The organism is Vibrio alginolyticus NBRC 15630 = ATCC 17749, assembly GCF_000354175.2.
Taxonomy (GTDB): domain Bacteria; phylum Pseudomonadota; class Gammaproteobacteria; order Enterobacterales; family Vibrionaceae; genus Vibrio; species Vibrio alginolyticus.
In genome coordinates this window covers 873,534-899,700 of record NC_022359.1, presented here as the reverse complement: position 1 = coordinate 899,700, position 26,167 = coordinate 873,534, and the positions used below count along the sequence as shown (strand labels likewise).

The window sequence follows — 26,167 nt, the reverse complement described above, 5'->3', positions numbered from 1 at the left end:
TGTCGTTTTCTCGACATGTTAGTTGAACAACGTTTGCTAGCCCTTGGAAATCTCATTGGATTTCTCTTTTTAGTTACTTATTCAGGAAACAACAATATGACTATTAGGCAAAAACTCTACTTCCTCGGAGTTATCGCCATTTTAGGCATCGTGGCCCTTTTGGGTACGTCATCCCATTTTGAAAATAAGAGCAATGACCTTAATCACGCCATCAAACTCGTTGGTGATCTAGAAATACGCTTACTCAACTTACGCAGAAATGAAAAAGATTTCCTACTACGTAGTAATGACAAATATCTAAATAAGTTTGACGCCAATGTTGACAAGTTTACAGACACAGAAAAAGAGCTTGCGAATATACTCAAGAGTAATGAATTACCTTCCAGTCAACAATTTAAGCAAGACTTGCTCGCATACCAAAGGGGCTTTCAGAATCTGGTCAGCGCTTACCAACGATACGGGCTTGATTCAAAGAGTGGGCTTCTCGCTGGTTACGAACAAGCACTATTAGAAGCAAAACAACGTTCAGACCACCAGCAGTTATTGGCATTAGTCCGTTTTGACTCTGCGGTAAAAGCAGGACTATTCAATAGTGACTTGCTTGAGGGGCAATATGCTCCTGAGCTTATCAAAACAGGTAAGCAATTGGCGGCCCAAAAGCAAGTTGTTGGGGTTGCTTATGACAAAGGCCTACTCGGTGAAACTCGCGCATTATCTCATGCCGTAGAAGAGCAATTTGAAACCTTTTCCACAGCCCTTAGCTCTGCTGCCGCACAACGTGATGAACAAATGTCGACCATCAAGCAGGTCATTACAGCTCTGATCTTAGTCGTTATTTTCGCATTGATTTGGCAAATTTCACGTTCAATCAATACGCGAGTGAATAGCTTACTTGGCACCATTCGAAGTATCAGCGAAACGAACAATATGGGACTTCGATCTGATTTGAAAGGTCAAGACGAGCTATTTGATATCAGTCATCACCTCAATGACCTATTGGATAAGCTTGAGCATCTAATTAGTAGTACCCAAGAAAAATCGGCGCAACTCACTGCAAGTACCGATAATATGCATCGTGAGTTAGAAGGCGTTATGGAGCAATTCCACACTCAAACTGACCACACTGCATCAATGGCGACGGCAGTTCAGCAAATGGTTGCCACAATAGGTGAAATCTCTGAAAGCACATCAGTTGCGGTAGAAGGCGTACATCAGGCAGCGAATAATGCCGAACAAGGTCGAGGAGTTGTTGAGGCGACGGTAACCAACATCGGTCAACTAACCACGATTTTATCAAACAGCCAGCAGTCGATTGGCTCGCTGAATCAGCATGTAGATAAAATTGGTGGTGCCGTGAACATCATCCAAGAAATTGCAGAGCAAACCAACCTACTAGCTCTCAACGCAGCAATTGAAGCCGCGCGAGCAGGCGAACAAGGCCGCGGGTTTGCAGTTGTCGCCGATGAAGTACGCGCCCTAGCTAGCCGAACTCATCAATCCACTGAGGAAATCACGCGGGTCGTTGCAGATATTCAAACTCAAATGTCTACAGTTGTTGCTGATATTGATCAATGTAACGCTCAAGGGCAACAAACACTTAATGCTTCTGAAAAACTGGATTCTAGCCTACAGCAGATCATCACTGACATGCATTCAATTCAAGGTAATTCGGAGCGCATAGCTTCAGCAATTGAAGAACAAGGTATCGTTATGAACCAAGTTAGCGGTTCAATCACCGAGCTAAACGCAATATCTGAGAATAACATGCAATCCGCTCAGGAATGCTTGCATGAAGTGAACTCTGTCTCTGCTCAAGCTCATGATATGGATGAAGCCGTTGCACAATTCAAAACTGCGCTAAAATAACCCTTTTTCAAAATAGAAAGCCCGAGGCAATCATTGCTTCGGGCTTTTTTCAATTGTCACTTCGTGCTTACTGCGCACTTCGGATGTGATTATTCATCATCAAGAGGAACCAGCTTGGTGTTGCCACCATGAACTTTCTCACGCTGTCTTTGCACCAGAGCGTAGAAGCCTGGGATCAAGAATGTACCTGCTAGAAGCACACACAATAGACCACCAATCAGCGACACGCCGAGTGAGTTTTGACTCACGTGCCCCGCGCCAGCGGCAAAGATAAGCGGGAAGATACCCAGAATAAATGACCAAGATGTCATATTCACAGCGCGGAAACGTAACGTGCCTCCTTTAACCGCTGCACTATCGATATCAGCATCTTTTTCTTCTCGCTCTTGCTTGGCGAACTCCACAATCAAAATTGCGTTTTTCGCCGCCAAGGCTATGAGCAAGACAAGACCAATTTGGGCATACAAGTTAAGCGGCGTGCCAGTTAGATTCAACGCAAGGAAGGAACCTAACGTTGCTACTGGGACCACCAAAATAATAGCCAGTGGAATACTCCAACTCTCATACTGAGCCACCATAAACAAGTAAATGAATATCAAAGCCAGCGCAAACGCATAAATGGCTTGGTTGCCCGCAAGCACTTCCTGATAAGCCATACCTGTCCATTCATACGTATACCCTTGTGGAAGAACTTCAGCAGCAACGCGTTCCATTGCGGCAATCGCATCACCACTAGAGTAACCCGGTGCTGGTTGGCCTTGAATGATAGCACTGCGGTACATGTTGTAACGCCACGCCACATCAGGCTCAAACACTTGCTCGTAGCTCACTAGCGTACTTAACGGAACCATATCACCGTTCGAAGAACGAACATGGAAACGATCTAGATCTTCCATGCTGCTACGGTGCTGGCTATCAGCTTGCATGGTTACGCGGAAGTTCTTACCAAACATGGTGAAGTCATTCACATAAAGCGAACCTAAGTTGCCTTGCAAGGTTTGGAAAATAGACGACAGCGAAATACCTAATTGCTGCGCTTTCTCACGATCGATATCAACGTAGTAGTGCGGAACATTCGCGCGGAACGTGCTAAACGTGTAGGCAATTTCAGGCGCTTGGTTAGCCGCTTGGATCATTTCTCCCATGACCATCGACAAATCGGTACGACTTCGCCCTAGCGTGTCTTCAAGCACAAACTCAAAACCAGACGCAGCGCCCATACCAGGAACCGCCGGTGGTCCCATCGCAAAAACAACCGCTTGAGGTAGCTCTGTCGCCGCTCGACCGTTAATACGTGCCGCGATAGCATTAGCAGAGTGCTCTCCTTGCAGCGAGTTACGAGTATCCCAGTCATGCAATTTGATAAATACAGAAGCACCGTTTGATGCTGCTGCGCCTGTCATAAACGAGTAACCGTTCGCAACCGTCACACCATCCACACCAGGTTCTTCACCGATCATTTTCATTAAATCATTGGTGACTTCTTCAGTACGTGATAAAGAGGCTGAATCTGGTAGCTGTACGTTAACCAGCAAAATGCCTTTATCTTCTTGAGGAACAAACGCTGTAGAGGTGGTTTTCGCAAAGAAAGTGACCGCTGCGATAGCAACTATAAAGAACGTCACGAGCAGTAAAGACTTCTTCACCAAGAAACCAGCGATCTGGCCATAACGCGTAGTGATGCGCTCTAAGCCTCTGTTGAAAGCCTGGAACCAGTTAGCGGTATTGCCCCCACCCTGCTTCAATACCAGGGAACAAAGTGCTGGAGACAGCGTCAATGCATTGATGGATGAAATAACAACCGAAATACAGATGGTCAAAGCGAACTGGCGATACATGATACCGGTGATACCTGGCAGCATGGCTACGGGTATGAATACCGCAAGTAGAACCAAGGTCGACGTGATGATTGGGCCCGTTACTTCTTTCATCGCTAGCAACGTCGCTTTACGCGGTGAGATGGTTGGGTCTTTCGCCATGGTAGTATCGACGTTTTCGATAACCAGAATCGCATCATCCACCACGATACCAATCGCAAGGATCAAGCCAAACAAAGTAACCGTATTAATGGTGAAGCCCGTTGCCTGCATGATGGCAAACGTACCAATCAGAGAAACGGGGATCGCGACAACAGGAATCAACGTTGCACGCGCACTACCTAAGAACAAGTAAGTTACAGCAATCACCAATAGAATCGCTTCAATCAGTGTTTTTACTACCCCTTTGATCGATTCAGATACGAACACGGTTGTATCGTAGCTGGTCTCGTATTCCATTCCCTCTGGGAAGTTTTTGCTCAAGCCTTCAAGGAGCTCCATGACGGCCTGACCACTTTCTAACGCATTCGCATCCGATTGAAGAGACAACGCAACGATTGACGCGTCCTGGCCACGGAACTTACCGTTACCATCGTAGAACTTTTTGCCTAGTTCAACGCGAGCAACATCTTTCAGATAAACCGTAGAGCCATTGGGATTAGCTCGAAGGACTACGTTCTCAAACTCACTCACGCTTTCCAAGCGACCTTTGGTCACAAGGTTAAACTGAACTTCTTGCGGATTGTTGTATGGTGCTGCACCTACACGCCCTGCCGCAACTTGAACGTTCTGTTCAGCCAAAGCGGCGTATACGTCTGACGTGGTTAGCTTAAGGTTGGCCATTTTTTCAGGATCTAACCAAACACGCATTGCGTATTCGCCACCACCAATCACGTTAACTTCACTGATACCTTTCGCACGAGCCAACTGATCTTTTACATTCAAGTTAATGTAGTTAATCAAGAACTGATCATCGTATTTGCCATCAGGTGAATAGAAGTTAAGTACCATCAGCAAGTCAGGTGAACGCTTTTTCACCGTCACACCAACCATGCGAACTTCTTGAGGCAGTTTTGACTCAATCTGTGACACGCGGTTTTGCACGTTAACTTGCGCCATATCTGGATCGGTGCCAACATCGAACGTGACGTTTAGGCTGTAAGAGCCATCGTTCGCGCTCTTTGAAGACATGTATATCATATCCTCAACGCCGTTGACTGAGGTCTCTATGGGGTCCGCAATGGCCTGCTCGACAACTTCCGCACTCGCGCCAGTGTAGTAAGCCGAAACGCTTACTGATGGCGGGCTTATCTGTGGATACTCAGCCACTGGCAAAATCGCCAGTGAGATCGCGCCGGCTAGCGTTAATATGATCGAAATAACCAGCGCGAATTTAGGTCTCTGAATAAAGAAACGACTTAACATAGTGCCCCCTACTGCTTATCTTCAGCAGGTGCTTGAAGGCGCACTTCTACACCATTACGCACACGTTGTAGGCCTTGTGTAATAACCGTATCTTCCTGATCGAGCCCTTCTCGAATGATAATGCCTTGTTCAACCTGAGGGCCAAGCTCGACGTTACGACGCTCTGCCACACTTCCCTCAGCCATCACCATCACAAAGTCACCTTCTAAGTCAGTCTGTACGGCACGTCGTGGGATAACAATAACGTCTTTCGTGTTCTTATCTCTCAAGTTCACTTTGATGTGTTGACCCGGAAGTAACTTCTGCTCTGGGTTTGGCACTAGCGCGCGCATAGCAATCGTACCCGTTTTGGTGTCAATACGATTACCTAAGAAATCAAGCTTACCAAGATGCTCAAAAAACTGTCCATTTTCCAGTTCAAGCTGAACTTCAACGCGGTTTGATTCAGCCGAGCCATCACCTTTTACTTGATCCATACCCATAGCTAAACGCTCACGCTCACTCACACTAAATGAGGTATGAACTGGATCTAAACTCACCAGAGTTGTCAGCACGCCAGATGACGGAGAAACCAGATCACCCGTACTCACTTTGGTATCACTAATACGTCCGCTAAAAGGTGCTCGGATTTGAGTATAGGAAAGGTTAACTTCAGCAAGTTTAAGTTGAGCATTTGCCGCTTCTAGCTCTGCTCTCGCACCAAGAAGTGCCGCAGTTAAAGCATCAAACTCAGATTGAGAGATACTACCGCGAGGCAACAAGTTTTTACCTCGAGTATGATCTAATTCGGCTTTTTTTAGCGCCGCTTTAGCTTGTGCAAGTGCGGCTTTAGCACTCGCGACTTGGGCTTCAAAAGAAGATGGCTCGATAGAGTAAAGGAGCTGCCCTTTTTCTACCATTTGCCCCTCTTCAAAGTGACGAGCTTTTAAGTAGCCAGAAATCTGCGCGGTAATATTGGTATCTTCTACTGCTTCAATGCGACCGATATAAGACTTGCTCGGTTGATAGTCGATAACCGTGACATCCTGAGTCACTACGAGAGGCGCTTGACCTTTCGTTTGGGCATTATTAGCTTCCCCGCATCCAGCGAGGATTGCTGTAGCCGCCATTAGTGCGACAAGTGGTTTCTTTTGCATGTATTTACCGTCTTTATAGAACAGGATATTGTTGAATTCCTATCAACCTTACTCCTTGCTGCCACTGAAAACTTCACTGAAAAGCGCCCAAGGTGTTTCTAAATGTAAACATGAGAAACAAAAGGAAAATAAAGTAATTTAGTTAACAGTGGTATTCAATGAGCAATATACATACAACTCAATCATAACTATTTAATATACGCCTTAGGAGATCGCGAATTTTAGCGTGTGCTTGGAAACACTAACGGGAGTATTGTATTCGGGCGTAAAGTGAGATTCAGTGCTCAAGATAAGAACGTTTTGTGGCTAAAAAGGTAAAAAGTGACGCCTTCATACTCAAGACCCCGATTTTGACTATTTTTTTAATATAAATGGGTTATCATTCAATTAATTCAACGCCTTCGACAGAGAGGATGACTATGATTTCTAAATGGGCGAAACGCTTTTACCAGATGGCAGAACTAGTGGCGTCTTGGAGTAAGGACCCATCAACACAAGTCGGTGCCGTTATTACTAAACAGAATCGCATTGTATCTGTTGGATTTAATGGCTATCCGCATGGTGTTTCTGACAGTGTCGACACCGATGAGCGCGAGTTGAAATACCTTAAAACACTGCACGCGGAAGAGAACGCAATTTTGTTCTCAAAACGTGACTTAGACGGATGTGATATTTGGGTAACGCATTTTCCTTGCCCTAACTGCGCGGCAAAGATCATTCAAACAGGGATCTCACACGTACACTGCCCTGAGCAGTCTGAAGACTTTTTATCTCGCTGGGGAGATAAAATCCAAGTCAGTCAAGATATGTTCGATCAAGCGGGTGTGAAAGTCGACTGGTTACCACTAGAAGACATTGAAATTGAAGACAAAGACGTGCGCTAGTATTCCATCTTAATATTTAAATAGCCCAGGAAGATCTGGGCTATTTTGTTATTAAATCTGCAAGAGGTCTCGACGTAGTCTTTTAACTGTGTTTTTTCGCTGTGAGCTCAGCAATTTTGACAATAACGAGTACTGATTTTTCCATCATTTCAACAGAAATAAACTCATGAATTCCGTGGAAGTTAAAACCACCGGTGAAGATATTCGGGCACGGCAAACCCATAAAAGATAAACGAGCACCATCTGTACCACCACGAATAGGTTTTATAATCGGTTCCACATCACACGCTTCCATCGCTTGCTTTGCCAGCTCAATGATATGAGGGTAAGGCTCAACCATTTCTCTCATATTGTAATAGCTGTCTTTTATTTTTAGCTCTACAGAACCATGGCGTAAACCCGTGTTCATTTCATCGACGAGTTTCTGCATAAAGGCTTTTCGATCCTCAAGTCTTTGACGGTCAAAGTCTCTAATAATGTAACCTAGCTCGCTTCGTGCAACGCCCATTTCTGCCGATTTTAGATGGAAGAACCCTTCGTAACCTTCGGTTGTTTCCGGAGTTTGATCTTGGGGCATTTGAACTTGAAATTTCGCAGCCAAGTTCATCGCATTGACCATTTTGCCTTTTGCAGTACCTGGATGAACGCTAACACCATGAAAAATTACATCAGCGTTTGCTGCATTAAAGTTTTCGTATTCCAATTCACCTTGCGGGCCACCATCTATAGTGTATGCCCATTTCGCGCCAAATTTTTTAACATCAAACAAATCTGCACCACGACCGATTTCTTCATCCGGAGTAAAGCCGATACAAATGTCGCCGTGTGGAATGTCTGGGTTTTCCAGTAGCAGAGCTACCGCGGAAAGAATCTCTGCGATACCGGCTTTGTTATCCGCGCCAAGTAATGTAGTGCCATCGGTAGTAATAAGATTGTGGCCATGTAGGTGATGTAAATCTGGGTATTGCACGGGAGATAACACTTCATCCCCCAACCCTAATGCAATATCGCCACCCTGGTAATCTTCGATGAATTGCGGCTTTACGTTTTTGCCAGATGCATCCGGCGCGGTATCCATATGGGCAATGAAGCCGATAGGAGGAACCGCATAATCAACATTGGCTGGCAGTTTAGCCATCAAGTAGCCATTTTTATCCAAAGTCACGTCACTTAAGCCAAGTTCGAGCATCTCTTTTTTAAGTAACTCAGCAAACACAAGCTGGCCAGGTGAACTTGGGCAAAGCGTCACATGTGGATTGGATTGGGTATCAAACGTGACGTATCGAAGAAATCTTTCAACTAAATGTTTCATATTTATTCTCATTGTTTTGTACGATGAGGCCTTATCACGCATTGATAATCTGACGTTGCCTCATCAAACCTCACGCTATGTTACGCTCATAGCTCAATAAGAATTTGCTTTGAATCATTTTTTGATAAGAAAGGCTTTTGCGCTTTGCTTTCGCTCATTGAAGCATGAATTTAATCTAAAAGTTCCTCAGCCAGTACTCGCCACTCTTTAACCTTTTCACGAAAATGACGCCATTGCTTATCGGTCATCGAACGAGAAACATCTAATGTCAGTTGATCAACCAATGCAAAGTTAGAGTCAATATTCAGAGAAAGCTGCTCACTATAATAACTCTCTGGTTCGAACAAGAGTCGCATAAATATATCTTGATAAGTCACAACATTAGATTTGTTGTCGAACAAGTATTCGAGCTCTTGATATACCGTGGCTCGATAATCTCTCCATAAAGGGCTGTTTAAAATAACTTGCTGAGAAAATGTTTGAGCTAATTGACGCTGATTTCCTGATAGATTCCCTAGCCATTCTTCCATCCACTCTTCAGTGTTATCCAGAATAATTTCACGCACTTCGTCTTCTGTCTTATCGGCATATTTTGCGTTTCGCTCTTGATAATGTTCTTGTACATTACTCAAAAACTCGCGTTCTTGATCTTTCGTTAATTGCAAACTTAACGCAAAAAGATCTGGTGCTGCTTTGCTGACCACTCTATCGTAATGCGCTCGCATTCTATCTCGATTTTGTTGCAAGTAATTTAAGGTGATATCGCTCGCTTTTAATCTCTCAAGGTCTTTTAAATGTTCGATATATATTGGTAACTCCTCTTTCTTGTGCCAGTCTGCCAACAATAATAAGCGCTCTTCCACCAGGACTTCTTGTTCCCCTTGCAACGAGACATAGTCCTCTAAGTAATCGAGCACGAACCAATCGATATTGCTGTATAAAAACTTTTTCGCACAACCGGCAAGCAGAAATACGAAACAAAATAGAAGGCCATAACGAAGCGCCTTATTAGATACATCCTTTAATTTAGTCACTTATTCGTATTCCCTTTTCTGTTGATTAAGTTCTATACTCAACCTGTATCACTTAGTATTGCGGCAAACTTACACCAGTGTGACAAATATTGATTGCCACCTTAATAATATATAGAGTTTGAAATTAACTTTTTGATCACAGCTATCCGCAAAAAAGTGAGTTAGAGCGCAATTATCGGCTAAAAAACGTACCGAACGACGCTCCCTATAACGGCATATAATTTGCATGGATGTTTTTTGGATGGTTTATGGAGGCGAAGTATGGCAGCCGCTGAGCAACTTGATACCAGTGTAGAATATGAGATTCGATATTTTGAACAGGGGAAAATGCACTGCATGAGAGTCATTGCTGAAAGCAAAAAAGTGGCTTATCAGTACTATTTGGAGTGTGGTAAGCACAACAGTGACTTGTACTCTATTCGCCCAGACAAGTAAAAAAAACCGCCTAACAGGCGGTTTTTTTATTTGTCAGAATAAATATAACTGTTTGATTTTATTTATTATTACAGATTCAAATCCAACAATGTTATTTGATGTCGCCAAAGCGCTCAAGATAAAGGACGGTTGCTGCAGTACGAGAAGGAACTTGAAGCTTTTTAAGTAAACTCTTCATATGTACTTTAACCGTAGACTCAGAGATAAAAAGACGATCGGCAATTTGCTTGTTGCGGAAACCTCTTGCCACCTCTCTTAAGATCTGAGATTCACGATCGGTCAGTGTATCAAACACGTCCTCTTGCTCTGAACGTTCACTCAAATACTTAGAAACTTCTTGGCTGTATGCCTTGTCCCCTTGGTGCGCTTGTTTTAGCAACTCAACCAACTCATCGGGCTCAGTGTCTTTCAATAAATAGCCATCGGCACCACTTCGAACTATTGCTTCGATATCTGCTGGGCTATCTGAAACGGTTAGAATGACAATTCTGGCTTCACAGCCATCTGCACGCAGTGCTTGCAAAGTATCAAGGCCAGACATGCCTTTCATATTAAGATCAAGAAGTACAAGATCCAGTTCCAGCTCATGCGCTTTCGCTACTGCATCCGCGCCATTACTTGCTTCTGCAATAACCTCAAACTCAGGCTCAAAGCTTAAAAGCTGGTGGATACCTCTTCGCATGAGTGGATGATCATCCACCAGCATTACTTTACACACTGTCACTGTTTACTTCCTTACTATGTTGGAATTCTAATTTTACGGTACAACCTTTGTTTATCGATGCTTCGATGTGCAGATCGGCATGCAGTCTAGCGGCCCGCTCTTGCATGATACTCATACCGTAATGATTTAATTTTTCGTCTTGATGTTCAAAGCCTATTCCATCGTCGCTAACGGTTACTGTGACTTTTCCATCATTATCGAGACATTGAATGTGAATATTATCTGCTTGCGCATGTTTGATAGCATTAATTGCCGCTTCTCTTATCAACTGTAGTAAATGAACCTGCTGATGTGCATCCAGTTCAGTTGATGAAAGTCTATTTTTTAGCGTAATGTCCGCAGCAGTTTGTTCACTGAGCGTTTCAACCATGTCTTGCAATGCTTGGCCAAAACTGCCCTCTTTAATCGTAAGACGAAACGTCGTCAGTAACTCGCGTAACTGCGTATAAGCGGCAGATAAGCCCGTATCTAGCTCGGCAATAACTTGATTAGCCTGCGCGATCGCCTTTTCGTCAGGCAAGTTCTTTACGCTTCTCTTCAACAAAGCGACCTGAATTTTTAAGTAAGAGAGTGCTTGAGCCAATGAATCATGCAACTCCCGAGCAATAGTGGCTCGCTCTTCCATCAGCAGAATTTGTTCTGCTTGGCGCTGCGCCCGATTGTAATACACGGCGCGTGATAAAATCTGCACGAAGTTGTCAATAAGAGCCTCGTTCGGACAAGGTAACCCTGCTTTCCAATATAAATAACCCAAGTGCTCACCATCTAGCATCAGGGCTTTACCGTGGCAATCTTCATCACAATCTTGGCAGCATTCTTCTCCTTCCATCAATATCCAGCTCGGTTCTCCCAGCTGCTCGATTTCAAGTTTGACCGCTTTAATGCCCTCAAGACTGACGATATGCTGCAAAATCGCCTGGAAATTGTCTTGATTAATACGCGACGCCGTGAGTTCTTTTGACGAGTCATACAGCACTTCTAAAGACTGGTTGGCATGCTGCAATTTACGTGTTTTCTCATCAACCGCTTGTTCTAATCCTCGGTACAACTTACCAAGGTCTGTCGCCATCCGGTTAAAGGTTCGAGTCAGTATTCCCATTTCATTGTCGCTAGATACATTGAGCGATATATTGAATGAGCGATTTTTAATTTGCTCGCTAGCAAAAACTAAGGCACGCAGAGGCCGAACAACTTCGAGGCGCACAAAATGAACGACAAACATACTGACACAAAGGATGCCACCCAACCCTAACCCGCCGATCCAGGCTAAGTTAATCAGTTTTTGCTCCGAAAAGCTTTGCAGCTTAAATACAAACTCATCGATTTGTTCAACAAAACCGGCCACTAGGAGTTGATATTCTGCCGGGTTGTCTCCTCTCAGCACCGCCTTGAGTTCATGCCATCTGATAATAAGACGGTAGTAATCGTGAGTGATGTCTTCAGGCACAGACCAATGCTGAAGCGCTTTCATTGAAGGTGAATATATCGAATGTTCAAATGCGTCAATATGTGAAGAATAGTCAACAGATTTAACCTGAATATCATTCGCCAGACGGTAGCTTTGCATTCGCATCGAGCCAGCAACATTGACGGCTTCAGCATCGTTCAAACTGGACGCTAACGTAAAAATCGCAAAACCAGTCGTAGCGACTGAGAGCAGCAAAATAAGAAGCATCGCGGACGCAATCGTGCGCGTCACTGACTTTTTCACATTTTTAAACAATCTGAGTTCCTCGCCCATTAACAATCCTATTTGTACGTGCAATGAACCCATTACCTTTCAACTTTATCAATATGTGATCACCTGCGACGGAATTTATTGATCCAAAACAATATTGCATACCATTTACCCCCTAAGAGGTATTTATACAAATATGTCAAAAACTACAATTTCGTTAGTTTAAATGACAGTTTATTAATGAAAATTGTGGACTATGCTTAGTTTGGGTTCCAAGTTTCGAGGTGACTAAGTGGTAGACCTTTCCAGAAGAAGACTCTTTGCAAGAAAAGCGCACCCCGACAACGCCGTACGTTTGCCTTGGTTAACTAAACCGCAACAGTTTACGGACGATTGCACTCGCTGCGGTAAATGCATTGAGGCCTGTGAAACAAAGATTATAACCAAAAGTGATGGCGGATTCCCCTCGGTCGATTTTTCCATCGATGAATGCACATTTTGCTATCAATGTGCAAACGCCTGTCCTGAGCCCCTTTTCTTGCCAGAAACAGAACAACCTTGGCAAGCAAAAGCAAGTATCAACGATAACTGCTTAGCAAAACAAAATGTCGAATGCCGAAGCTGTGGGGATATGTGCGACCCGATGGCAATTCAGTTCAAATTAGAACTGGGGAAAGTAGCACAACCCAATTTAGACCTTGATGAGTGTAACGGCTGCGGCGCCTGTGTTTCAGTTTGCCCGACTTCATCCATCAATGTGAGCAATACAACAGCCTAAGCCGAATGTCGTCGGCCAAAGGCAATAAAAATAAATGAGAGAGCTATATGTCACTAAATGAAGTGCATATTTCAAGTTTGGTAGTACATGTGCTGCCGGAACATTTGGACGAAATCAAACAAAAGATAGAAGCACACGAAAATGCGGAAATCTATGGTGACAGTCCTGAAGGCAAGATTATCGTCGTACTTGAAACTGAGAACCAAGGTTTCATCACAGACACTATCGATGCCATTAACAATTTACCGAACGTCTTAAGCACGGTATTGGTTTATCACCAAATCGAAACTGGGCTTGAAGAAACGGATGAAGAAGACACTGGAACACAACATTCCCAAATCGAGGGTGAAGTATGAAAATGACAAGACGTGCGTTTGTGAAAGCAAACGCGGCTGCATCAGCTGCTGCTGTCGCAGGTGTGACACTACCAGCATCTGCAGCCAACCTGATTGCAAGCTCTGATCAAACCAAAATCACATGGGACAAAGCACCTTGTCGTTTCTGTGGTACAGGCTGTTCTGTTCTTGTTGGCACTCAAAACGGCAAAGTGGTAGCAACACAGGGTGACCCAGAAGCACCAGTAAACAAAGGTCTGAACTGCATCAAAGGTTACTTCCTTTCTAAGATCATGTACGGTCAAGACCGTCTAACTCAACCGATGCTACGAATGAAAGATGGCAAATTCCACAAAGATGGTGAATTTACACCTATCTCTTGGGATGACGCTTTCGACATCATGGCTGAGAAATGGAAAGCTTCCCTCGAGAAAAAAGGCCCAACAAGCGTAGGTATGTTTGGCTCAGGCCAATGGACAGTAATGGAAGGCTACGCTGCATCAAAGTTAATGAAAGCAGGCTTCCGATCAAACAACATTGATCCAAACGCTCGCCACTGTATGGCTTCTGCCGTTGTAGGTTTCATGCGCGCATTCGGTATCGATGAGCCAATGGGTTGTTACGATGACTTTGAGAACGCAGACGCTTTCGTTCTTTGGGGCTCAAACATGGCAGAGATGCACCCGGTTCTATGGACTCGCATTACTGACCGCCGCCTAAGCCACCCTCACGTTAAAGTGAACGTGCTTTCTACTTACTACCATCGTTCATTTGAGTTGGCAGACCACGGCTACATTTTCAATCCTCAGTCTGACCTTGCAATTGCTAACTTCATCGCAAACTACATCATCGAAAACGATGCAGTAAACTGGGACTTCGTGAACAAACACACGAACTTCACTCAAGCAGACACTGACATCGGCTACGGTCTACGTGACGATGATCCGCTACAAAAAGCAGCGAAGAACCCGAACTCTGGCAAACTCACTTCTATCTCATTCGAAGAGTACAAGAAATCAGTAGCGCCATACACAGTAGAGAAAGCATCTGAAATCTCTGGTGTTGAGAAAGAGAAGCTTATCGAGCTTGCGAAGCAATACGCGGATCCAAACACGAAAGTGATGTCTCTATGGACAATGGGCATGAACCAGCATACTCGTGGTGTATGGATGAATAACTTGGTTTACAACATCCACCTACTAACCGGTAAGATCTCGACTCCGGGGAACAGTCCATTCTCACTAACGGGCCAACCATCAGCATGTGGTACCGCTCGTGAGGTTGGTACGTTTGCTCACCGCCTACCAGCGGACATGGTGGTTGCTAACCCTAAACACCGTAAGATTGCAGAAGACATCTGGAAACTGCCAGAAGGTACGATTCCACCAAAACCTGGCTTCCACGCCGTATTGCAAGACCGTATGCTGAATGACGGCGTTCTGAACTGTTACTGGGTTCAATGTAACAACAACATGCAAGCCGGTCCAAACATCAACACAGAACGTCTTCCAGGTTACCGCAACCCAGAAAACTTCATCGTTGTGTCTGACCCATACCCGACAGCAACAGCACAAGCAGCAGACCTTATTCTTCCTACCGCAATGTGGATTGAAAAAGAAGGTGCTTACGGTAACGCAGAGCGTCGTACTCAAGCTTGGTACCAACAAGTGGGCACAGTCGGTCAAGCAAAATCCGACCTGTGGCAGCTAATGGAGTTCTCGAAACGCTTCAAAATGGAAGAAGTGTGGCCTGAAGAGCTTCTAGCGAAAGCGCCTCAATACCGTGGTAAAACAATGTACGACGTACTTTACCGCAATGGTAACGTCGACAAATTCCCTATCGAAGAAGCTCGTGAACTGAATGACGATGCTCACCACTTCGGTTTCTATGTTCAAAAAGGTCTGTTTGAGGAATACGCAACATTTGGCCGTGGTCACGGGCATGATTTGGCTCCATACGACCGCTACCATCAAGTACGTGGTCTACGTTGGCCTGTTGTTGATGGTAAAGAAACACAGTGGCGCTTTAAAGAAGGTTCAGACCCATACGCAAAAGAAGGTTCTGGTTGGGACTTCTACGGCAATGCTGATGGCAAAGCGAAGATCATTTCCGCGCCATACGAAGCGCCACCAGAAGTACCGAACGATGAATTTGATATGTGGTTATGTACTGGTCGTGTTCTTGAGCATTGGCACACAGGCACCATGACTCGTCGTGTACCTGAATTATACAAAGCAGTACCAGACGCAGTGTGTTACATGCACCCAGAAGACGCAAAAGCACGCAATGTTCGTCGTGGTGAAGAAGTACTCATGGCAAACAAACGCGGTGAAGTACGCGTTCGTGTTGAAACTCGCGGTCGTAACCGTCCGCCAAAAGGCTTGGTATTCGTACCGTTCTTTGATGCACGTATTTTGATTAACAAGCTTATCCTAGATGCGACTGATCCACTGTCTAAACAGACAGACTTTAAGAAGTGCCCAGTCAAAATCACTAAGATTGCTTAACCTTCAGATACTGAATGCTACGGCCGTCATTATGGCGGCCTAATAAAGAATTTAAGCCATAAAGGCGGAGATGAAATGATGAAAAAATTACTTGTCGCAGTTTTATCTGTAGGTGCGTTAGTGACAGGCATTGCGCAAGCTGAGTTGGATAATCCAGGTGGTATTGGAGGTCTAGAATCTTTACGTGGAATGTCTCAATTGGAAGATACGCGTCCAGCAGACGAGTTCAAAGACTTCCCTAAAGATCAAATTGTTGAAGACAGCTATGTTTATCAACCACCGTTGATCCCACACAGCATTCGTCACTACGAAATTTCGTTAAATGCTAACAAGTGTCTTGCATGCCATAGCTGGAAAAATGCAAAAGAGTCAGGTGCGACTAAAATTAGCGTAACGCACTATGTAAACAGAGAAGATGCGGTACTGGCAGATATGTCTCCTCGTCGTTACTTCTGTTTGCAATGTCACGTTCCACAAACGGATGCAAAACCACTAGTGGAAAACGAGTTTAAGGCAGTCGATTCGCTTCAGTAATTGAAACGCGAGTACTAAGAGGTTACTTATGAAAATACTTAAAGCGTTTTGGAAGAGACTGTCGAGCCCGAGTAAAGCTGCCGCTGGTGTGGTTTTATTTCTAGGCTTCGCTGGTGGCCTTCTATTTTGGGGCGCATTCAACACAGGTATGGAAGCAACCAACACAGAAGAATTCTGTTCTGGCTGTCACGCGCCGATCGTTGCTGAAATTCAAGAAACAATTCACTACTCCAACCGTTCTGGTGTTCGTGCGATTTGTTCAGACTGTCACGTTCCTCATGAATGGACGGATAAGATCGTTCGTAAAGTACAGGCATCTAAAGAGCTATTTGCACACTTCGTAACGAAGACGATCGATACGCCAGAGAAGTTCCAAGAGCGTCGTGGACACCTCGCAGAGCGAGAGTGGGCACGTATGAAAAAGAATGACTCTCTTGAATGTCGTAACTGTCATGAGTTTGATTTCATGGATTACTCTCAGCAAGGATCACGTGCGGCAGAACAGCACTCCACCGCTCTCGCTTCAGGCGAGAAAACATGTGTAGACTGTCACAAAGGTATTGCGCACAAACTACCAGACATGAGCGGCGTTGAAGGCTGGCACTAAGGAGACTTACCATGAGTACATTAGAATCTGTAATTTGGCATATCCTTGGCTACAGTGCTATGCCAGTGATTATTCTTTCCGGCTTTGTGGCGGTAGCAGCAATCTCTCTCTGGCTGCTGTCATTTGGTAAGGATAAAGAGGTGTAACGTAACGCATCTCTACTCGTCAACTAGCCTATTTGTTGACACTGAGCGCCGAGCAAATGCTCGGCGCTTTTTATTTATTACTCAATGGTACTTGCCAACAATAAACAAGCAATCATACATAAAAAAAGCGACCATAAAGGCCGCTAAGATTTACTGCTATAGGGAGTTGTTTAAGATTCTTTTACTGGCAGAACCTGTTTGACGTATTGTCCTGGCGCCTCATCAATAACCGGATGGTTTTCTGAGCCAATAGGGAAAGGCTCAACTTGCTCTTTAGGGTTGAATTGGAGTAACCACTCGTTCCAGTGTGTCCACCACGATCCCTCTTTGTGTTCCGCGTTATTCAACCACTCATCAGCAGAGTCATCCAAATTATCGTTCAACCAATAACCATACTTATTTTTAGCTGGAGGATTCACGATGCCCGCAATATGACCAGACTCACCGAGGACAAATGTTTTGTTACCACCCGTGTTCAGCGCACCACGGTAAGTTCCCTGCCATAACGCAATATGGTCTTCTTTCGTTGACACAAAATAGCTAGGAATTTTGATCTTATTTAGATCAATCCATACTCCACCAATTTTGACGCCTTTATCTTGCACCAGCTTGTTCTCTAAATAGAGCTCGCGAAGCAAGAAATTGTGAGATGCAGCGCTGACGTTGGTGCTGTCACTATTCCAGTACAACAAGTCAAAATCGACTGGGCTATTGCCTTTCAAGTAGTTGTCTACGTAGTAGTTCCAGTACAAGCTGTTTTCACGCAGTAAACTAAACGTCACGCTTAAGGAACGGCCGTCCATATACCCTTTCGCGTTATTTTGCGCTTCAATTGCACTAACAATGGTGTCATTGATATACGCGCCGACTTCACCTGGTTGAGAGAAGTCGAGCAACGTGGTGAAGAAAGTGGCAGACTTAATGCGCTTCTTCATACGTTTTGCAGCGTAGTACGCAACCGTGCTTGCTAAAACAGTACCACCAATACAATAACCAGCAGCATTGATTTGCTCTTGTCCTGTTATATCTTCAATTGCAGCGACGGCTTTCACTACGCCTTCTGTCACGTAGTCACCAAACTCTATGTGCGCTTGTGCCTTGCCTGGATTGCGCCAAGACATCATAAATACACTGTGCCCCTGCTCTAACAACCATCGAACCATTGAGTTCTTTGCCGTTAAATCAAGGATGTAGTATTTATTGATGAAAGGTGGGACGATGAGCAGCGGCGTCGCATTCACTTTCTCTGTTAGAGGTCGATATTGAATCAACTCAAACAATTCGTTTTGAAAAACCACATTGCCCTGTGTCGTCGCAACGTCATCTCCCACGCGGAATGCATTGTTATTCGTCATACGAATTTTTAAAATGTCTGCGCTCGACTCAACGTCTTCTTTCAACTGCTCTAAGCCTGCCAGTAAGTTTTGACCGTTTTGCTCAAGTGTCAGCTTCAAAAGCTCTGGGTTAGTGGCGATGAAGTTGGAAGGAGAAAGGGCGTTAATGGCTTGGCGAGAGAAAAAAATAATACGTTCTTTCGTCTTTTCATCTAAGCCTTCCAAAGACTCGATGGTGTCCAGATAGGTCTTACTAAATAAAAGGTAGGATTGTTTGATGAAGCTATACATGGCTTCATTTTGCCACGCTTCGTTTGAGAAACGCTTATCCCCTTTTTCAGCTTCGACGATTTGTGCTTGGTTCCCTGCCAATGCAACATTCTGCCAAATTTGCAGCTGCTGTTCCCACCACTGTGCTTGCAGCTTTAAAATCGCAGCAGGCTGATTCGCAGCTTGTTCGAACAGTTTGGCAGTATCCTCAAAGTTCACTTCTTGCATGGCCTTGTTTAAAGGAGAGTTCACGACTGCCTTGTTCACTTCGAAATCATGCCACCACTGATGATTGGTTTCCTGAAGCTTCACAAGATAGTCCGAAAAGAAGTGTTGAAACATAGTCTTACTCCTATATTCGGAAAAAACAACGCCGCCCAAATCTAGGGGCGGCGAGAATCGGACAAATTACGCTGGAGTAACAGTCTTTAGATTTTCCGAAGTCATTTTCTCAACGTCTTCTTTGAACTCTTTTGCAATCGCTTGAAGCTTGTTGCTGTCATCCATCATTTGTTGAGAAAGTTTAGTAAGTACGCTTAGTTGCTGACTGTTGAAAGCAGTCAATGACGTTACGTCTTTGATTTCTGTCGCTGCTTTCATCTGGTTTAGACCCACTTCACTGTATGTGCGAATGGCGTTCAATTGAAGCTCGGTCAACACTTCTACGTTTTTTGTCACTAGCTTGTTGAACTTCAAGTAAGGTTCTAGATTTTTTTCAGTTTGATCGCTAAATGTTTTGAAGAAATCTGTGTACATGGTTTGTCTCCTAGAGAAAGAATTAAAAAATGTCCGTTTAAATAATTACTTAACTGTCTTTACAACCACAGCCGTGCCCATGCCGCCGCCCACACAAAGTGAAGCAACGCCATATTGACCATTTTGCTTATGAAGCTCGTGAACCAGCGTGACTAAGATTCGGTTTCCAGATGCACCAAGCGGGTGTCCTAGCGCGATAGCACCACCGTTAAAGTTCGCTTTATCTTGAATCGCGTTAACTGGAACTTGGTTTGTTTCCGCCAACTGATGAATCACGCCAAGTGCTTGCGCTGCAAATGCTTCGTTTAACTCGTAAACGTCGATATCATTTACTGTGAGTTCTGCTTTTTCGAGTGCTTTATTGACCGACTCAACAGGACCTAGGCCCATGATCTTCGGATCAAGACCCGATTGCGCATAGCTTACGATCTCAGCAAGCGGCGTTAATCCATGCGCTTTAACTGCGCTTTCAGACGCCACGATAATCGCACTCGCTCCATCGTTAATGCCTGATGCATTACCCGCAGTCACAGTGCCTTCGCGGTCAAAAGCAGGACGTAGCTTGCTTAAGGCTTCCATTGTCGCGTTCGCTTTTGGGTATTCATCCGTATCAAACATCACGGTTTCACGGCGTTGCTTTACTTCCACTGGCACAATTTCGTCTTGAAATTTGCCAGCTTCGATAGCGGCTACCGCTTTCTGTTGGCTAGACAGCGCGTATTCGTCTTGCTGCTGGCGAGTTAAGCCGATTTGTTTTGCTACGTTTTCTGCCGTCACACCCATGTGATATTGGTTGTAAACATCGGTTAAACCGTCCGCTACGAGCAGATCTTTTAGCTCCAGATTGCCCATTTTGTTGCCATCACGAATGCTGCTTGGTGCGGCAAACGGAATCTGAGACATGACTTCAACACCCGCTGCAACAACGATCTCAGCATCGCCACTACGGATATGGGACACGGCATCCATGACCGTTTTCATGCCACTACCGCAAACCATGTTTACGCCATATGCAGGAACAGATTCAGGAATCCCCGCAAACAGTGCCGCTTGGCGGCCAACACCCATTCCTTGACCTGCACCAACAACGTTGCCAACAATCACTTCGTCAACCTTGTCGCCAGGCAACTTTGCCGCTTCCAACGCGCCTTTAATCGCTACTGCTGCCAGATCGCCAGCAGAAGTATTTTTCAGGCTGCCACCAAAAGCACCAATTGGAGTACGCTTCGCCGCTACGATAAATACTTTTTCCATCATCTTCTCTCCTTAGTGCATGTATAGGCCGCCGTTCACCGACAAAGTCTCTCCGGTGATGTAGGCGCCCGCATCGCTGACCAAGAAGCTCACTGATGCTGCAATTTCTTCTGGTGTCGCAAGACGTTTCATTGGAATTTGGTTCGTGATGGATTCCAGCACTTCTGGCTTCATTTGCTCAACCATTGGCGTACCCGTGTAACCCGGAGCGATAACATTAACTGTCACACCCGAGCGAGCACCTTCGTATGCTAAGGCTTTAGAGAAACCGATCATCCCAGCTTTCGCCGCCGAGTAGTTTGCTTGACCAAACTGCCCTTTAAGACCATTGACTGAAGAGATATTGATGACACGACCACCGCCTTTTTCGCACATTGCTGCAAAGAGGGGTTGCGTAACGTTGAATAAACTATTGAGGTTGGTATTGATGACATCATTCCAAGCTTGCGCAGTCATCTTTTTAAACACGCCATCACGTGTGATTCCTGCGTTGTTGACAACAACATCAATGGTTCCTTCCTCCCCAAGCAATTGCGCCAATTTCTCTGCACACTCTGTCGTGTTTGTTACATCCAACTCAAAAAGGCGAACCTGATCTTTGGTAAACCCTTTGCTGTTGAACCACTCCAGCGCACATTCGTAGTTACCTGTGAAATAAGTAGCGATTACACGGTAACCGTCATTGACTAATTGAGAGGAAATAGCAGAACCAATTCCGCCTTTTGATCCAGTGATCAAAGCGACTTTCTTCATTGAAGACTCCATTCTTAACGGCATTTAAAAAGCAAACTTAATACACTGATGAAATAGTTCACCAACTGACGTGTTTATTTATTCTTTTGACAACCAATCCCGTGCTGCCTTTATTTTAAGTTAACCTAGAAATATTACATTTCAAATAAAAAACTCACCCAATTGCATAAGATTGATTTAGATCTCATTACCCGTGAAATGTTATAAAATGGTTAACTTTACATAAGTCATTGTTTTAAATCACACTTCCACAAAAGCTACACCAACAGAAATAGAAATATAATTATTAAATATCATACACTTACATACAGAATGGTAGACGTTACATTATGTCATGATTTAAGATCTGAATTTTAAGCCTATATGATTACAACAAACTTGAGATTAGAATAATAATTCAATTATCAGTAAAAATAATTATCAAACATATCATTTAATTACTGCATTTAATGATAATTTAGTTATCAATTCGATTATTTTAACACAGTGATGATTAATACCGATAAAATATAATAAATTAAATATATTTAATCTAAAAATGATATAAGAGCTTGTCTCATACTGGTGCAATACGCACTATTATGACGCATAGATTAAAATATAATTTCATTTTAAATTTATATATTCGAAGAACATCAACTAGCTACTAGTGAAAGTAATCGCTCGCTTTGTAGTAGCATCCTTTTCCACTTTGCACTATCTTTGTGGCTTCTCTTTAATCACTAAATCATCAACAGATATGAATCTTGCATTGCTCAGTATGTTCATCCCTACTTTCTTTTTTGTCTCAATCACGCCTGGTATGTGCATGACTCTCGCCCTAACGTTAGGTATGAGTATCGGTTATCGTCGCACGTTATGGATGATGATAGGAGAACTTCTCGGTGTCGCGCTGGTGTCAGTCTCTGCGGTGTTAGGTATCGCTGCGATTATGCTCAATTATCCTTGGATGTTTATCGCGTTAAAGTTCATTGGTGGCGGTTATTTACTCTATCTTGGAGTTGAAATGTGGCGGTCGCGAGGGAAACTTGCGATTAATGTCGACAACTTAGAAACACCAAAGAGTGACAATATCGCACTTATCATGCAAGGCTTCGTTACCGCAATCGCAAACCCAAAAGGCTGGGCATTTATGATTTCTCTTTTACCGCCTTTTATAGACCAAAACGCAGCACTTGCACCGCAACTGATCATACTTGTCTCCATTATTTTACTGTTTGAGTTCATTTGCATGTCTCTGTACGCTACTGGTGGTAAAGGGTTGAAACACGTATTAGGTCAGTCTAAGAATGTACGCCTAATGAACCGTATCGCAGGCACTTTAATGATGGGAGTTGGTGTCTGGTTGCTACTAAGCTAAGGCAAACTGGAAACAATGAAAAATATTCTGAATAAAATCGCTAAAGTCATGGGTGAAGTATTGGACTTTCAAGCCCGAGTTTGGGTTGTGAACGTCTATAGCGGTGAGCATAAAGGCGAGTCTTATGTCGTTAATGAAGATACTTTCTCTGTACCTCTTCAGTGGATGAAGAAGAAAGGCTACCAAGAGTCGATGTTGAATAAAGTCGAAGCAATGAAGCGCTCACAAGTCTTAGAGTTCGATTTGGGACTTGTGAAACATCGCTTGATGCGCGTGAAATAAGCACAAAAAAGCGCCACTCAAGATGAGTGGCGCAAGCACTTTTACCTTAAAAATAATGCTACGGCGCTGCGTCAATCTCAACTGGAAGATAATGTTTCGGCTCCAGTTTCAACCACTCCGGCAGCACAGTACCAATCGAAATCGAAGACCATGTACCCGACAGAACGCCAATAAACATGGCGGTTGAGAAACCAGCCAAAGGCGCTCCTCCCATAATCCATAATGCACCAACAGTGATCAATGTCGTACCAGATGTCACCATAGTGCGTGAAAACGTCGCGATAACAGCTTGATCATTGATGTCTTCTGTTTTCCAACTCTGTTTCGCAATCAACAGCTCACGGATTCGGTCTGCAATGATGATCGAGTCATTCAATGAGTAACCTAAAATCGCCAGCACAGCAGCAAAAACGGTTAAGTTGAACTCCATTTGAGTAATTGCAAAGAAACCAAGCACTAAGATCACATCATGAGCCAAAGCAAACAGTGAACCGCTTGCCAAACGCCACTCAAAACGGAAACACAAGTAACCGAGAATACTCAACACACAAATCAACAATGCTAAGCCACCTTGTTCAAACAAGTCTTGGCCAACTTGAGCGCCAACTATACTGTTGCTGACAACATCAACTTGGTGAGAGATTGGCTTCAACACCTCTTCTACACTTGGCAACGTTTGTCCATCTTCCGGCGCAGAGTAACGAATCACCCAACGGCCATCTTCACCAGAGCGTGTCACTGACGCAGATTCACCAAGCTTTGGTTGCAGAACGTCAAGCAGATCATGGTTAGTTAGCTGCTTATCTACCTTTACTTCTGTCACCATACCGCCAGTGAAGTCCAAACCTAGGTTCAACCCTTTAAAGCCTAGAGCGACGATCGCGATCACCGTTAAAATGATGGAAACTAGCGTAGTAAAGTAGCGAATTTTACGAATATTTTGTTTTAGCATTTCGACCATGATTAAACCCTCACATCACGACGGGCATCGCGGCCCCAAATTAAATTGATCATTGCTCGAGAGGCAAATACGCCTGTAAACATACTGGTTAACAAACCTAATCCGAGTGTTAAGGCAAAGCCTTGGATTGGGCCATTACCGATGGCGTACAAAATCACGGCGGTGATCATGGTAGTAATGTTGGCATCAAGGATGGTCGAGAATGCGCTGTCAAAGCCAAGATCAATCGCTTGAGCGAAGCTGCGGCCTTCACGCATTTTGTCCTTAATACGTTCAAAGATAATAACGTTGGTGTCTACTGCCATACCGACGGTTAACACTAAACCGGCAATACCTGGAAGCGTTAGAACCGCTCCTGGTAACAAGGCGATTAAGCCAAGTAAACAAAGCATGTTGGCACAAAGCGCCACATTTGCTACCCAACCTAAGCGGCGGTACCAAAGTGCCATAAAGGTCAGTGTTAGTCCCATACCTAAAGCCAGTGCTGCAAAACCGTTTTCAATGTTTTCTGCACCCAGAGAAGCACCGATTGTTCGCTCTTCCACAATAGTAACTGGCGCGGTCAGTGACCCCGCGCGAAGCAATAGCGCCAACTGCTGCGCATCGTCCATGCTACCTGCCCCAGTAATACGGAACTGGCTACCAAGTTGAGATTGAATAGTTGCGACGCTGATAACGCGCTCACTACGCTCAGTTACACCGCGATCGTTTGTTTTGTACTCTCGGTAAACGGTCGCCATTGGCTTGCCGATGTGAGTTGCTGAGAAGTCACTCATTTTCTTACCACCAGCGTGGTCAAGAGAAATATTTACCTCTGACATGCCCATTTTGTCGACACCAGCACGAGCGTTCACGATGTGCTCGCCCGTTAGAACTGGTCGTTTTGCCAAAATCACAGTACGACCATCATTATCTTGAAGAACAAGATCTTGGCTGCTGTGTGCTTGGCTCGCATCTTTCACTTCATAAAACGCCAAGCTTGCTGTTGCACCAATAACGTTTTTCGCTTGAGCAGGATCTTGTACACCAGGGAGCTCAATTCGAATGCTCTCTTTACCTTGGCGTTGCACTAGTGCTTCTGTGATACCAAGTTCTTCAATACGACCACGCATGATCTTCAGGTTTTGTTGAAGAGTCGACGATTGAAATTCTTGGATATTTTGTTCACTCGGTTCAAGCACAAAGCCACGAGATGAACTTTTTGAAATCCAGCCCGGGTAATTTTGACGCAAGAACTTGTTCACTTCCGACAATGCTTGCTCGCTGTCACTGTTTACCGTAATTCGGTTGCCGTTCTCTGCTCGAACTTGCACACCACGAACACGTTGATCACGCAGATTCGCTTTGATTTCATCAATCAACGCATCACGTTGTTCTTCAAACGCTTTATTCACATCAACATTCAACAAGAACTGAACGCCACCACGAAGGTCAAGACCGAGCTTAATTGGGCTAAAGCCCATCTCATTTAACCATTCTGGCGCAACCGATACGTATGAGAAAGTGATGCTGTCGTCTTTATTTAGCTCTTTGTTTAACAACGCACGAGCTTTACTTTGCGCATCTTCACCATCGAATACAATGGTTGTTTTGCCGTCTTTTTCGATGATTTTGTCGGCTGAAATATGGTTGGTTTTTAGCAGTTGATTCAGATGAACAACCGACATTTCACTGTTGTTTTGCTCCGAAAACGTCAACTGGATAGAAGGCTGTTCGCCAAACCAAGTTGGTATAGCACTTAGGGTTAAAATAATGACCGTCGTGATTAATACTACATATTTCCAAGCTGAGTAGTGATTCATCAGCTTTCTGTTCTTTTGCTGCTTTGGTGTTTTTTTCATGTAAACATCATCCCTTCACGATGAAGTGAAGCTTTTAATAACAAGGCTTAACACACGACAGGTGCTCCCAGAATAAATTCAAGGTATGAAATGCTCAGAACGCTCACGTCCTGTCGAATACAATCGTCGTGTTAAGAG

The 26,167-nt window shown here is 44.3% G+C and carries 23 protein-coding genes; 11 read left to right on the top strand and 12 right to left on the bottom strand.

What is annotated here, in order from left to right; all coding sequences use genetic code 11:
* Window positions 1–96 precede the first annotated feature (96 nt).
* The gene (locus N646_RS19430; RefSeq protein WP_017819895.1) at window positions 97–1,866 is read left to right on the top strand and encodes a methyl-accepting chemotaxis protein; all 1,770 of its coding nucleotides are present in this window, start codon (window positions 97–99) and stop codon (window positions 1,864–1,866) included.
* 89 nt (window positions 1,867–1,955) lie between these two features.
* On the opposite strand, the gene vmeZ is transcribed toward N646_RS19430, so the two are convergent.
* Both vmeZ and vmeY read right to left on the bottom strand, forming a co-directional pair.
* Window positions 1,956–5,108, bottom strand: coding sequence for a multidrug efflux RND transporter permease subunit VmeZ (gene vmeZ / locus N646_RS19425; RefSeq protein WP_017819894.1), 3,153 nt, complete (start codon window positions 5,106–5,108; stop codon window positions 1,956–1,958).
* Between the two features lie 8 nt (window positions 5,109–5,116).
* Window positions 5,117–6,244: a multidrug efflux RND transporter periplasmic adaptor subunit VmeY gene (gene vmeY, locus N646_RS19420; RefSeq protein WP_017635193.1), complete on the bottom strand. Its 1,128-nt coding sequence runs from the start codon at window positions 6,242–6,244 to the stop codon at window positions 5,117–5,119.
* A 419-nt stretch (window positions 6,245–6,663) separates the two neighbouring features.
* On the opposite strand from vmeY, the gene N646_RS19415 reads away from it, so the two are divergent.
* A complete protein-coding gene (locus N646_RS19415; protein ID WP_005373515.1) occupies window positions 6,664–7,128 on the top strand; it encodes a dCMP deaminase family protein in 465 nt (154 codons plus the stop codon).
* A gap of 82 nt (window positions 7,129–7,210) precedes the next feature.
* On the opposite strand, the gene pepT is transcribed toward N646_RS19415, so the two are convergent.
* Both pepT and N646_RS19405 read right to left on the bottom strand, forming a co-directional pair.
* Complete coding sequence (pepT, locus tag N646_RS19410; protein WP_017819893.1) at window positions 7,211–8,440, bottom strand: peptidase T; 1,230 nt, start codon at window positions 8,438–8,440, stop codon at window positions 7,211–7,213.
* Between the two features lie 170 nt (window positions 8,441–8,610).
* Window positions 8,611–9,474, bottom strand: a complete 864-nt coding sequence (locus N646_RS19405) for a DUF6279 family lipoprotein (RefSeq protein WP_017819892.1) — start codon at window positions 9,472–9,474, stop codon at window positions 8,611–8,613.
* Between the two features lie 261 nt (window positions 9,475–9,735).
* On the opposite strand from N646_RS19405, the gene N646_RS19400 reads away from it, so the two are divergent.
* Window positions 9,736–9,909: a hypothetical protein gene (locus N646_RS19400; RefSeq protein ID WP_005373524.1), complete on the top strand. Its 174-nt coding sequence runs from the start codon at window positions 9,736–9,738 to the stop codon at window positions 9,907–9,909.
* Between the two features lie 91 nt (window positions 9,910–10,000).
* On the opposite strand, the gene N646_RS19395 is transcribed toward N646_RS19400, so the two are convergent.
* Both N646_RS19395 and narQ read right to left on the bottom strand, forming a co-directional pair.
* Window positions 10,001–10,615, bottom strand: coding sequence for a response regulator (locus tag N646_RS19395; RefSeq protein ID WP_031777156.1), 615 nt, complete (start codon window positions 10,613–10,615; stop codon window positions 10,001–10,003).
* A 4-nt stretch (window positions 10,616–10,619) separates the two neighbouring features.
* On the bottom strand, window positions 10,620–12,356 hold the full coding sequence (gene narQ / locus N646_RS19390; RefSeq protein WP_025767926.1) for a nitrate/nitrite two-component system sensor histidine kinase NarQ: 1,737 nt from the start codon (window positions 12,354–12,356) through the stop codon (window positions 10,620–10,622).
* A 247-nt stretch (window positions 12,357–12,603) separates the two neighbouring features.
* Between narQ and napF the strand changes: the two genes are divergently transcribed.
* The 6 genes from napF to N646_RS23950 all read left to right on the top strand — a co-directional run bounded on the left by napF (window position 12,604) and on the right by N646_RS23950 (window position 17,218).
* On the top strand, window positions 12,604–13,089 hold the full coding sequence (napF, locus tag N646_RS23955) for a ferredoxin-type protein NapF (protein ID WP_005373529.1): 486 nt from the start codon (window positions 12,604–12,606) through the stop codon (window positions 13,087–13,089).
* 47 nt (window positions 13,090–13,136) lie between these two features.
* Window positions 13,137–13,445: a chaperone NapD gene (locus N646_RS19385; RefSeq protein ID WP_005373535.1), complete on the top strand. Its 309-nt coding sequence runs from the start codon at window positions 13,137–13,139 to the stop codon at window positions 13,443–13,445.
* The gene (gene napA / locus N646_RS19380) at window positions 13,442–15,931 is read left to right on the top strand and encodes a periplasmic nitrate reductase subunit alpha (protein WP_005389060.1); all 2,490 of its coding nucleotides are present in this window, start codon (window positions 13,442–13,444) and stop codon (window positions 15,929–15,931) included. Before N646_RS19385 ends, napA begins: the two co-directional genes overlap by 4 nt.
* Window positions 15,932–16,009: 78 nt before the next feature.
* Complete coding sequence (locus N646_RS19375) at window positions 16,010–16,465, top strand: nitrate reductase cytochrome c-type subunit (RefSeq protein ID WP_005389061.1); 456 nt, start codon at window positions 16,010–16,012, stop codon at window positions 16,463–16,465.
* Window positions 16,466–16,493: 28 nt separating this feature from the next.
* Window positions 16,494–17,072 (top strand): NapC/NirT family cytochrome c, encoded by a 579-nt coding sequence (locus N646_RS19370; RefSeq protein WP_005373542.1) that lies wholly within the window; start codon window positions 16,494–16,496, stop codon window positions 17,070–17,072.
* Window positions 17,073–17,083: 11 nt separating this feature from the next.
* Window positions 17,084–17,218: a TIGR02808 family protein gene (locus tag N646_RS23950; protein WP_005373546.1), complete on the top strand. Its 135-nt coding sequence runs from the start codon at window positions 17,084–17,086 to the stop codon at window positions 17,216–17,218.
* Window positions 17,219–17,388: 170 nt separating this feature from the next.
* Here N646_RS23950 and phaC read toward each other — a convergent pair whose 3' ends face one another.
* The 4 genes from phaC to N646_RS19350 form a co-directional block, all read right to left on the bottom strand.
* Complete coding sequence (gene phaC, locus N646_RS19365) at window positions 17,389–19,164, bottom strand: class I poly(R)-hydroxyalkanoic acid synthase (protein ID WP_017819891.1); 1,776 nt, start codon at window positions 19,162–19,164, stop codon at window positions 17,389–17,391.
* A 66-nt stretch (window positions 19,165–19,230) separates the two neighbouring features.
* Window positions 19,231–19,578 carry a phasin family protein gene (locus N646_RS19360; protein ID WP_005373550.1) on the bottom strand — a complete coding sequence of 116 codons (348 nt, stop codon included), beginning with the start codon at window positions 19,576–19,578 and terminating at the stop codon, window positions 19,231–19,233.
* A gap of 45 nt (window positions 19,579–19,623) precedes the next feature.
* A complete protein-coding gene (locus N646_RS19355) occupies window positions 19,624–20,832 on the bottom strand; it encodes an acetyl-CoA C-acetyltransferase (RefSeq protein ID WP_031777157.1) in 1,209 nt (402 codons plus the stop codon).
* A 12-nt stretch (window positions 20,833–20,844) separates the two neighbouring features.
* Entirely contained in the window at window positions 20,845–21,585 is a 741-nt protein-coding gene (locus N646_RS19350) for an SDR family oxidoreductase (protein WP_005373555.1), read from the bottom strand.
* 739 nt (window positions 21,586–22,324) lie between these two features.
* On the opposite strand from N646_RS19350, the gene N646_RS19345 reads away from it, so the two are divergent.
* A complete protein-coding gene (locus N646_RS19345) occupies window positions 22,325–22,945 on the top strand; it encodes a LysE family translocator (protein ID WP_021035942.1) in 621 nt (206 codons plus the stop codon).
* Between the two features lie 15 nt (window positions 22,946–22,960).
* Complete coding sequence (locus tag N646_RS19340; RefSeq protein WP_017819888.1) at window positions 22,961–23,227, top strand: hypothetical protein; 267 nt, start codon at window positions 22,961–22,963, stop codon at window positions 23,225–23,227.
* A 58-nt stretch (window positions 23,228–23,285) separates the two neighbouring features.
* Here N646_RS19340 and secF read toward each other — a convergent pair whose 3' ends face one another.
* Together secF and secD are read right to left on the bottom strand one after the other, a co-directional pair.
* A complete protein-coding gene (secF, locus tag N646_RS19335) occupies window positions 23,286–24,188 on the bottom strand; it encodes a protein translocase subunit SecF (protein ID WP_005373567.1) in 903 nt (300 codons plus the stop codon).
* A gap of 2 nt (window positions 24,189–24,190) precedes the next feature.
* Window positions 24,191–26,029 (bottom strand): protein translocase subunit SecD, encoded by a 1,839-nt coding sequence (gene secD, locus N646_RS19330; RefSeq protein WP_017819887.1) that lies wholly within the window; start codon window positions 26,027–26,029, stop codon window positions 24,191–24,193.
* Between the last annotated feature and the right edge of the window lie 138 nt (window positions 26,030–26,167).

What these genes read in the sequence shown, in the direction of transcription:
- N646_RS19430 (WP_017819895.1), top strand. Translation starts at nt 97, where the DNA reads ATGACTATTAGGCAAAAACTCTACTTCCTCGGAGTTATCGCCATTTTA.
- phaC (WP_017819891.1), bottom strand. Translation starts at nt 19,164, where the DNA reads ATGTTTCAACACTTCTTTTCGGACTATCTTGTGAAGCTTCAGGAAACC.
- N646_RS19385 (WP_005373535.1), top strand. Translation starts at nt 13,137, where the DNA reads ATGTCACTAAATGAAGTGCATATTTCAAGTTTGGTAGTACATGTGCTG.
- N646_RS19340 (WP_017819888.1), top strand. Translation starts at nt 22,961, where the DNA reads ATGAAAAATATTCTGAATAAAATCGCTAAAGTCATGGGTGAAGTATTG.
- N646_RS19355 (WP_031777157.1), bottom strand. Translation starts at nt 20,832, where the DNA reads ATGGAAAAAGTATTTATCGTAGCGGCGAAGCGTACTCCAATTGGTGCT.
- vmeZ (WP_017819894.1), bottom strand. Translation starts at nt 5,108, where the DNA reads ATGTTAAGTCGTTTCTTTATTCAGAGACCTAAATTCGCGCTGGTTATT.
- N646_RS19350 (WP_005373555.1), bottom strand. Translation starts at nt 21,585, where the DNA reads ATGAAGAAAGTCGCTTTGATCACTGGATCAAAAGGCGGAATTGGTTCT.
- N646_RS19370 (WP_005373542.1), top strand. Translation starts at nt 16,494, where the DNA reads ATGAAAATACTTAAAGCGTTTTGGAAGAGACTGTCGAGCCCGAGTAAA.
- N646_RS19360 (WP_005373550.1), bottom strand. Translation starts at nt 19,578, where the DNA reads ATGTACACAGATTTCTTCAAAACATTTAGCGATCAAACTGAAAAAAAT.
- secF (WP_005373567.1), bottom strand. Translation starts at nt 24,188, where the DNA reads ATGGTCGAAATGCTAAAACAAAATATTCGTAAAATTCGCTACTTTACT.
- secD (WP_017819887.1), bottom strand. Translation starts at nt 26,029, where the DNA reads ATGAAAAAAACACCAAAGCAGCAAAAGAACAGAAAGCTGATGAATCAC.
- napA (WP_005389060.1), top strand. Translation starts at nt 13,442, where the DNA reads ATGAAAATGACAAGACGTGCGTTTGTGAAAGCAAACGCGGCTGCATCA.
- N646_RS19395 (WP_031777156.1), bottom strand. Translation starts at nt 10,615, where the DNA reads ATGCTGGTGGATGATCATCCACTCATGCGAAGAGGTATCCACCAGCTT.
- N646_RS19415 (WP_005373515.1), top strand. Translation starts at nt 6,664, where the DNA reads ATGATTTCTAAATGGGCGAAACGCTTTTACCAGATGGCAGAACTAGTG.
- N646_RS23950 (WP_005373546.1), top strand. Translation starts at nt 17,084, where the DNA reads ATGAGTACATTAGAATCTGTAATTTGGCATATCCTTGGCTACAGTGCT.
- pepT (WP_017819893.1), bottom strand. Translation starts at nt 8,440, where the DNA reads ATGAAACATTTAGTTGAAAGATTTCTTCGATACGTCACGTTTGATACC.
- N646_RS19375 (WP_005389061.1), top strand. Translation starts at nt 16,010, where the DNA reads ATGAAAAAATTACTTGTCGCAGTTTTATCTGTAGGTGCGTTAGTGACA.
- vmeY (WP_017635193.1), bottom strand. Translation starts at nt 6,244, where the DNA reads ATGCAAAAGAAACCACTTGTCGCACTAATGGCGGCTACAGCAATCCTC.
- N646_RS19345 (WP_021035942.1), top strand. Translation starts at nt 22,325, where the DNA reads ATGAATCTTGCATTGCTCAGTATGTTCATCCCTACTTTCTTTTTTGTC.
- N646_RS19400 (WP_005373524.1), top strand. Translation starts at nt 9,736, where the DNA reads ATGGCAGCCGCTGAGCAACTTGATACCAGTGTAGAATATGAGATTCGA.